Raw genomic sequence first — 7,753 nt, 5'->3', positions numbered from 1 at the left:
CCATGGCCGAGGTGAGGCAGGCCCGGTGCGACAGCATCACGCCCTTGGGGGAACCGGTGGTGCCGCCGGTGTAGAAGACGCCGTAGAGCTCGTCGCCGCCGCGACGGGCATCGGGGATCGGCGCCGTAGCGGCGATGAGTTCCTCGTAGGAGAGCATGCCCGCGGGCGTCGGACCGTCACCGGCGAAGACGACGGTGCGCAGGTTCGGCGCCCCAGCGCGCAGCGCGTCGACGGCGTCGGCGAAGGCGTCGTCGACGACGAGGACATCGGTGCCGCAATCGAGGAGCGAGTAGGCGACTTCGGCCGTGCTCCAGCGGATATTGACCGGGTTGACCACGGCATCCGCCCACGGCACCGCCATCAGTAGTTCGTGGTAGCGATCGCTGTTGAGGGCGTAGATCCCGACGCGATCACCGGCTCCGACCCCGAGCTCGCGCAGTGCCCCCGCCAGCCGTGCGATGCGATCGACGGATTCGGCGACCGTGCGCCGGCGGGTCCCGAAGATGGTGGCGGTCCGGTCGGGACCGTGTTGCAGCGCCGCGTGCAGGGATTGCGTGATGTGCACGGCCAACTCCTCTGTTGTGAATATTCATGCGTGTGATGTACCTGACATTCTGGCGGGTCTTGATGGAATGTCAAGGGTCATGTAACCATGAAGTGAATATTGATTCGTCTAGATTGGTGGTGGTGTGATGCAACGGGTGCAGGTTGCCGGAGTCGGGATGGTGCCGTTCTCGACGCCGAGTAAGAGCGAGCCCTACGACGTCCTGGCAGCGGGTGCGGTCCGCAACGCGCTGCGCGACGCCGGAATCGGCATCGAACAGGTACAACAGGCCTACGCGGGATATGTCTACGGCGACTCGACCAGTGGCCAGCGCGCGCTCTACAGCGTGGGTATGACCGGTATCCCGGTGGTGAATGTCAACAACAACTGTTCGACCGGGTCGTCGGCGTTGTGGCTGGCGCGCCAGGCCGTCGCCAGTGGCGCCGCCGACTGCGTGCTCGCCTTCGGTTTCGAGCAGATGGAACGTGGCGCCCTCGCCATGAAGTGGCCAGACCGGCCGAGTCCGTTCGTCGACTTCATGGCGGTGGCCCACCAGCACAACGGCGAGAGTGACGCACCGTTCGCCGCGCAGCTGTTCGGCGGAGCGGGCGCCGCGTACGCCGAGAAGTACGGCACCGATCCGGCGACCTTCGCGATGATCTCGGTCAAGGCGCGCACGCACGCGAAGAACAATCCGTTCGCGGTGTTCCGGGACGAGGTCACCGTCGCGCAGGTGCTCGAATCACCGCAGATCTTCGGGCCGCTGACCCGGTTGCAGTGCTGCCCGCCCACCTGTGGCGCGGCCGCCGCGATCATCACCAGCGAAGACTTCGCGCGCCGCCACGGTCTGCGGACCGACGTCGCCATCACCGCGCAGGCGATGACGACCGATACCCCCGACACCTTCGACGATCTGCCCAAGCTCGTCGGCTACGACATGGCCCGGCGCGCGGCCGACCAGGTCTACGAGGCCGCCGGTGTCGACCCCGCCGACATCCGGGTGGTCGAACTGCACGACTGCTTCACCGCCAACGAACTACTCAGCTACGAAGCGCTGCGCTTGACCCCCGAGGGCACCGCGGAGAAGTTCATCCGCGACGGCGACAACACCTACGGCGGCCGTGTGGTCACCAACCCCTCGGGCGGACTGCTGTCGAAGGGACATCCGCTCGGCGCGACCGGGCTCGCCCAATGCGCCGAGCTCACTTGGCAATTGCGCGGTCAGGCCGAAGCCAGGCAGGTCGACGGCGTGACGGTGGCGCTACAGCACAACATCGGCCTCGGTGGCGCCGCCGTGGTCACCCTCTACGAGAAGGTCGGCTGATGAGCGTCGACATCGAACGCGCGCTCGCGCTCACCTTGCCCACCTTCACCGTCGACGTCGAGCGCGGCCGGTTGCGCCTGTTCGCGCGAGTCATCGGCGAGACCGACCCGGTCTACACCGATGTCGAGGCCGCGCGGGCGGCGGGTCACCCGGATCTCCCGGTCCCGCCGACGTTCTTCTTCAGCCTGATCCTCGAAGCACCCTCGCCTTTCGGCTATCTCGACGAGCTGGACATCGACCTGCGCCGGATCCTGCACGGTGAGCAGGCCTTCGAGTACGTCGCCATGGCCTACGCGGGCGACACCGTCGAGATCAGCGAGCGCGTCGTGGACGTGACCGTCAAACGCGGCGGGGCTCTCGAGTTCGTGACCAAGGAAACCGAATTCCGCCGTGGCACCGATCTTCTCGCCAAGGCCACCAATGTGGCCGTCGTCCGCAATCCGGAGGTGACCACGTGAGCACCGCGCTCCTGACCGTCGGTGCCGAGCTGGCACCCCTGGCTCTGCCGCCCATCTCCCGCGCCACGCTGGCGTTGTTCGCCGGCGCCAGCGGTGACCACAACCCGATCCACATCGACCTCGACAACGCGCAATCCGCCGGCTTCGACGACGTCTTCGCCCAGGGCATGCTCTCCATGGCCTACCTCGGCCGCCTGCTGACCGGTTGGGTGCCCCAGCACGACATCCGGTCCTTCGCCGTGCGCTTCACCGCGATCACCCCGATCCACGGGCAGCCGACCTGCACCGCGACGGTCACCGCCGTCGAGGACGGACTCGCCACCCTCGCCCTCGCCGTCACTCTCGCCGACGGCACCTCCACCCTGCTCGGCACCGCGGTCGTCGCCGTGCCGAGCGAGAACTGAGCAGGAGCACATCATGGGAACACTCGACGGCAAGGTAGCCATCGTCACCGGATCCGGTCGCGGCATCGGGCGTGAGATCGCGCTGAAATTCGCCGCGGACGGCGCGTCGGTGGTCGTCAACGACCTCGACAAGGACCCGGCCGAGCAGACCGTCGCCGACATCCGCGCCGCGGGCGGCACGGCGGTCGCGTGCGCGGGCAGCGTCACCGACGACGACTTCGCCGACCGGTTCGTGCAGACCGCGGTCGACGAGTTCGGTGGTATCGACATCGTCGTCAACAACGCGGGCTACACCTGGGACACCGTCATCCAGAAGATGACCGACGAACAATGGGACGCCATCATCGACGTTCACCTCAAGGCGCCGTTCCGTATCCTGCGCGCGGCCCAGCCGGTCATCTCGGCCGAGGTCAAGCGGGCCAAGGCCGCCGGTGAGGCGGTGCCGTGCCGCAAGGTCGTCAACATCTCCTCGATCGCCGGGCTCGGCGGCAATGCGGGCCAAGCCAACTACGCCGCGGCCAAGGCGGGCATCACCGGGCTGACCAAGACCCTCGCCAAGGAGTGGGGCAGGCTCAATGTCACCGTCAACACGGTCGCCTTCGGCCTGATCACCACGCGGCTCACCGAAGCGCCCGCGGACGGCAGCGCCACCATCGACGTGGGCGGTCGTGAGCTCGCCGTCGGTGTGAACCCGACCCTGCTCGACGCCATGGCGGCGCAGATTCCGCTCGGCCGCGCCGGCACCCCGGCCGAGGCGGCGGGCGCCGTCTATCTGCTGTGCCGTCCCGAATCCGATTACATCAGCGCCCAGACACTGGTCTGCGGCGGCGGTTACACCATCTGAGAGGGGATTCCACGATGGACCGGGAGATCTTCGAACCCGAGCACGATGCCTACCGCGACAGCGTGCGGCAGTTTCTGGCCAAGCACGTCGTGCCCGGCTACCAGGAGTGGGAACAGGCGGGCATCGTCGCGCGCTCGCTGTTCACCGACGTCGCCGACCTCGGCGCGTTCATGGCGGTGCCTGAGCAGTTCGGCGGCGCGGGGGTGAACGACTTCCGGTTCAACGCGATTCTGACCGAGGAGGCCGCCGCGGCCGATGTCGCTCCCGCGATGCTCGGCCCGGCGCTGCAAGCCGATATCTGCATGCCCTATCTGCTCGAACTGACGAACGACGAGCAGAAGGCGCGCTGGCTGCCCGGCGTCGCGACCGGCGAGACGATCGTCGCCATCGCCATGACCGAGCCGGGGACCGGTTCCGACCTCTCGGGTATCCGCACCAAAGCGGTCCGCGAGGGCGAGCACTACGTGCTCAACGGCGCGAAGACCTTCATCACCAACGGCATCAACGCCGATCTGGTGATCACCGCGGTGCGCACCGGCGAGCACCCGCACCGCGGCATCAGCCTGATCGTCGTCGAACGCGAGATCGAGGGGTTCACGCGTGGGCGCAATCTGGAGAAGGTCGGCATGCACGCCCAGGACACCGCGGAGTTGTCCTTCAGCGACGCGCGGGTTCCGGTGGCCAACCTGCTCGGCGAGGAAGGCACGGGGTTCTTCGGGCTCAGCAACAACCTGCCCCAGGAACGGCTGTCGATCGCGGTCGCGGCTATGGCCGGTTCGACCGCCGCGCTGCGCGAGACGATGGACTATGTGCGGGAACGCCGGGCCTTCGGGCGCACGATCGGCGATTTCCAGGCGACCCGGTTCCGGCTCGCGGATCTGGTCACCGAGGTCGAGATCACCCAGACCTACGTCGACCGTGGTATCACCGCACTGAACGCCGGTCGATTGAGCGCCGTCGACGCGGCCAAGGCCAAGCTGTGGGCGACCGAACTCCAGAGCCGGGTCATCGACGCCTGCGTTCAGTTGCACGGTGGCTACGGGTACATGCTGGAATACCCGATCGCCCGGGCCTATCTGGACTCGCGGATCGCCCGCATCTACGGCGGCACCAGCGAGATCATGAAGGAGATCATCGGCCGATCGTTGCGGTTGGGCTGAGCGGTAGCATCCCCGTGGTGTCCTCACCGCCCGCCGCCGCGCGTCGCAAACGCCCGGCCAACCGTCGCGAACTGATCGTCGACGCGGCGGCTTTGCTGTTCGCCGACAGCGGTTTCGAGAACATCGCGATGAGCGATGTCGCCGCCGCTGTCGGCGTCGGCCCCTCGGCGCTCTACCGGCATTTCACCGGCAAGGACGACCTGCTCCGTGCCGCTATCGAGCAGACGCTCGACCGGTTCGCGAGCACACTCGACGGCCCCGACGTCCTGGTCGCGGTCGCCGATTTCGCGGTCGGCAGGCGCACCGCGCCGCTGCTGTGGGTGCGCGAGGCACGCCACCTCCCGCGCCCACAGCGCCTGGATCTGGCCGCCCGGCTCGACCAGTTGTGCGAGGCGTTCGCGGTGGCCACCAGCGGTGACGCCCCCAGCTTCGGTGCCCGGTTGCGCGCGAGAACGGCATTGGCGGCACTGCTCAGCCCCGCCTTCCACAGCACCACGCTGCCCGCCGACGAATTCCGCGCGACCCTCGTCGGCATCGCCGAGGCGGTGCTGAGCGTCGAACTGGAAGTGCCTGCGCCACCACCGATTCCAGCGTCGAAAGGCCTGTCACGCGGGAGTAAGCGCGAACAGATCCTGGTCGCGGCACTGCGCATCTTCGCCGATCAGACCTACGCGAGCACCGGGATGGAGGAGATCGGCGAGGCTGTCGGCCTGTCCACCTCGAGCGTCTACAACCACTTCAGCAGCAAGCTGGAGATACTCGAAGTCGCGCTGCATCGAGCCAACGGCTACCTCCAGGTCACCTTGGACGACACACTGCTGGCCGCCTCCGACGAAGCCGCCGCACTGCGCACGCTCGTCGCGGTCTACGCCGAGTTCACCCTGCGCCACCCGACCCTGGTCGACATCCTGGTCACCGAAGTCCGCACCCTCGGCGCGCAGGCGGAACCGCTGGTGCAAGCACAGCGCGACTATGTCAGCGAATGGGTCAGGCTGTGCCGTGCGGCACAACCCACTCTCACCCGGGAACAAGCCCTGGTCACCGTACAAGCGACCCTGATGGCGATGAACGACATCGCCAGGGACGACCCGTTTTCCGACGTTCGTCAGCTGAGCGTCCCGCTGGCTACGATTGCCGTTGCCGCCCTCGGTCTTTCCGGGTAGGCGGTGCGGCCACAGCGGTGGGTGTCGGGAGCGACGGCTGCCGCCGTAGCGAGCGGGCTACCCCGCCAGATGGCGGGATGTGCGGGGATGCATTCAGGTCGTATGGCGGTTTTCTGGGCCGCAGCGGACAGCTTGACTAGTAACTATGACTCAGGACACATTTCTTGTTGACACGCATACCCGACGCAAGTCCGACACCCTCTTGATGGTCAGTGTCGGTGCGATCTGGCTCGCGCTGCTCGGTCCGGCATGGACCTACGTACCGGCCTCCCCTGCTACTCCGGCCATGACGCTGAATTTCGCGGATCTGGCTGTGCTGAATGCGAACAACCCGAGTGGGCTGCAAGCTGCCTTCTATCACTGGGTTGCCTGGGCCTTCGCGGCAAGCACGACTGTGGTCGTGCTCGTCGCGGTCCGAGCGGGCAATCGGGTCGGGGGGCTGCTGTGTGCGGTGACCGGCACCGTTCAGCTGGTGCTCACCCTGTTCGTCATGGTCGAAGCGGCACCTGATCTATCCGCTCTGGTCGCAGGTCTCCCGTACGCGCGACTGGGTACGGTCCTGTTCCTCGGCTCCATGGCGGCGCTCGGTTACTCCGGCCTCCGGAGACTGCCGACACCCGATGCGCAGCCACGAGGTGGAGTTCCTCGACCGGCCGCTGCTTAGTTCCGGGCGCGGAGGGCTGTGTGAACGCCATGGACCCCGCCGCCACGGCAATCGACGGGGCCGTGCCCCGTCGATTGCGTGCCGACGCGGTGCGCAATCAGCGGCTGATTCTCGCGGCGGCGCGCACCTTGTTCGCGACCCGTGGGCTCGGAGTCACCCTCGACGATGTCGCCGAGCACGCGGGTGTCGGAGTCGGCACCGTGTACCGCCGATTCGCGAACAAGCAGCAACTGATCGATGAGGTGTTCGAACAGCACATCGAGATGGTGGTGGAGCAGGCCGAACTCGCCCTGACGAACCCTGATCCTTGGGACGGGCTGGTGCAGTTCTTCGAATTAACCTGCCGCACTGTCGCATTCGATCGAGGGCTCGGCGAGGTGCTGGTCGGAAGCGACGCCGGACTCGCACGGGTCGCGTCCGTGCGGGATCGCCTGAATCCGGCGGTCGTTCGTATCATCGACCAGGCCCGCGGTGCCGGCGTGTTGCGGCCCGACGTGGAGCCGAACGATTTCTTCGCGGTCATCCGCATGGTGCAGGCGATCGCCGATTTCTCCTGGTCGGTCAGTACCGAAGTGTGGCGCCGCTATTTCGTCCTGGTCCTCGACGGATTGCGCGGCGATGGCCCGCCGCGGGCGCCGTTGCCGGTCCCGCCGCTCAGCGATGAAGAGATCGAGATCGCCAGACAGGCCTGCGCGAGCCGCCGACGAAGGGGTGCGCCGGAATTTCGCGGCGCCGAGGCTGTCCTCGCCCCTTCCGCCGAAACGCCGCTGCGCGCCCGGTCGGGACAAAACAGGTACTCGTCTACGTAGTTTTACCGTCGCCGATTGCCTGATCCGGAAGCATTCTGTGAGGGGACAGATCACACACCTACCGCTCGGGGACATCATGGAATCACAGCAGCGACAGCGAAGTCGCTCCGGCGCGATGCACGGCGCGCGTCGGGTGTACTCGGCGAAGCCACCGCGAACGCCGGGCGAGGAAACGAACTCCTCCACCACCGTCGATGACGGCGCGGTGTGGGTCCGCTCCACACAGCGGCAACTGGAACTTCTCGCGTCACGTCATTCGATCGATCCGGACATGAGGAAGATCATCGAGTTCGCCATCAGCTGGGCGCCCTTCGGCGGTGCGAGTCCAGGCGACCTGCTCGTGAACTTCGGTGTCGACCGGGGGCGATTCATGGCGTTGGCGC

9 protein-coding genes are annotated in these 7,753 nt (G+C 67.2%); 8 read left to right on the top strand and 1 reads right to left on the bottom strand.

Annotated features, from left to right (window positions below):
- On the bottom strand, positions 1-565 hold a 565-nt coding region (locus tag ACFWF3_RS16305), incomplete at its 3' end, for an AMP-binding protein (protein ID WP_379314305.1).
- A 127-nt stretch (positions 566-692) separates the two neighbouring features.
- On the opposite strand from ACFWF3_RS16305, the gene ACFWF3_RS16300 reads away from it, so the two are divergent.
- The 8 genes from ACFWF3_RS16300 to ACFWF3_RS16265 all read left to right on the top strand — a co-directional run bounded on the left by ACFWF3_RS16300 (position 693) and on the right by ACFWF3_RS16265 (position 7,370).
- A complete protein-coding gene (locus tag ACFWF3_RS16300; protein ID WP_379314304.1) occupies positions 693-1,868 on the top strand; it encodes a lipid-transfer protein in 1,176 nt (391 codons plus the stop codon).
- Positions 1,868-2,326 (top strand): MaoC family dehydratase N-terminal domain-containing protein, encoded by a 459-nt coding sequence (locus ACFWF3_RS16295; protein WP_378987064.1) that lies wholly within the window; start codon positions 1,868-1,870, stop codon positions 2,324-2,326. The genes ACFWF3_RS16300 and ACFWF3_RS16295 overlap by 1 nt, the downstream gene beginning before the upstream one ends.
- Positions 2,323-2,730, top strand: coding sequence for a MaoC/PaaZ C-terminal domain-containing protein (locus tag ACFWF3_RS16290; protein WP_378925663.1), 408 nt, complete (start codon positions 2,323-2,325; stop codon positions 2,728-2,730). The genes ACFWF3_RS16295 and ACFWF3_RS16290 overlap by 4 nt, the downstream gene beginning before the upstream one ends.
- A gap of 13 nt (positions 2,731-2,743) precedes the next feature.
- Positions 2,744-3,574, top strand: a complete 831-nt coding sequence (locus ACFWF3_RS16285; protein ID WP_378925660.1) for an SDR family NAD(P)-dependent oxidoreductase — start codon at positions 2,744-2,746, stop codon at positions 3,572-3,574.
- A gap of 14 nt (positions 3,575-3,588) precedes the next feature.
- Complete coding sequence (locus tag ACFWF3_RS16280; RefSeq protein WP_378987058.1) at positions 3,589-4,734, top strand: acyl-CoA dehydrogenase family protein; 1,146 nt, start codon at positions 3,589-3,591, stop codon at positions 4,732-4,734.
- A gap of 17 nt (positions 4,735-4,751) precedes the next feature.
- Positions 4,752-5,897: a TetR/AcrR family transcriptional regulator gene (locus ACFWF3_RS16275; RefSeq protein ID WP_379314303.1), complete on the top strand. Its 1,146-nt coding sequence runs from the start codon at positions 4,752-4,754 to the stop codon at positions 5,895-5,897.
- A 205-nt stretch (positions 5,898-6,102) separates the two neighbouring features.
- Positions 6,103-6,561 carry a hypothetical protein gene (locus tag ACFWF3_RS16270; protein ID WP_379314302.1) on the top strand — a complete coding sequence of 153 codons (459 nt, stop codon included), beginning with the start codon at positions 6,103-6,105 and terminating at the stop codon, positions 6,559-6,561.
- A gap of 29 nt (positions 6,562-6,590) precedes the next feature.
- Complete coding sequence (locus tag ACFWF3_RS16265; RefSeq protein ID WP_379314306.1) at positions 6,591-7,370, top strand: TetR/AcrR family transcriptional regulator; 780 nt, start codon at positions 6,591-6,593, stop codon at positions 7,368-7,370.
- Positions 7,371-7,753 lie beyond the last annotated feature (383 nt).

It is taken from the genome of Nocardia sp. NPDC060220 (genome assembly GCF_042727815.1).
Classification (GTDB): domain Bacteria; phylum Actinomycetota; class Actinomycetes; order Mycobacteriales; family Mycobacteriaceae; genus Nocardia.
This window is presented reverse-complemented; position numbering and strand designations above follow the sequence as displayed.

Bases quoted from the DNA above. Each gene is read 5' to 3' on its own strand.
- ACFWF3_RS16300 (WP_379314304.1), top strand. From the start codon at position 693: ATGCAACGGGTGCAGGTTGCCGGAGTCGGGATGGTGCCGTTCTCGACG.
- ACFWF3_RS16295 (WP_378987064.1), top strand. From the start codon at position 1,868: ATGAGCGTCGACATCGAACGCGCGCTCGCGCTCACCTTGCCCACCTTC.
- ACFWF3_RS16285 (WP_378925660.1), top strand. From the start codon at position 2,744: ATGGGAACACTCGACGGCAAGGTAGCCATCGTCACCGGATCCGGTCGC.
- ACFWF3_RS16280 (WP_378987058.1), top strand. From the start codon at position 3,589: ATGGACCGGGAGATCTTCGAACCCGAGCACGATGCCTACCGCGACAGC.
- ACFWF3_RS16270 (WP_379314302.1), top strand. From the start codon at position 6,103: ATGGTCAGTGTCGGTGCGATCTGGCTCGCGCTGCTCGGTCCGGCATGG.
- ACFWF3_RS16265 (WP_379314306.1), top strand. From the start codon at position 6,591: ATGGACCCCGCCGCCACGGCAATCGACGGGGCCGTGCCCCGTCGATTG.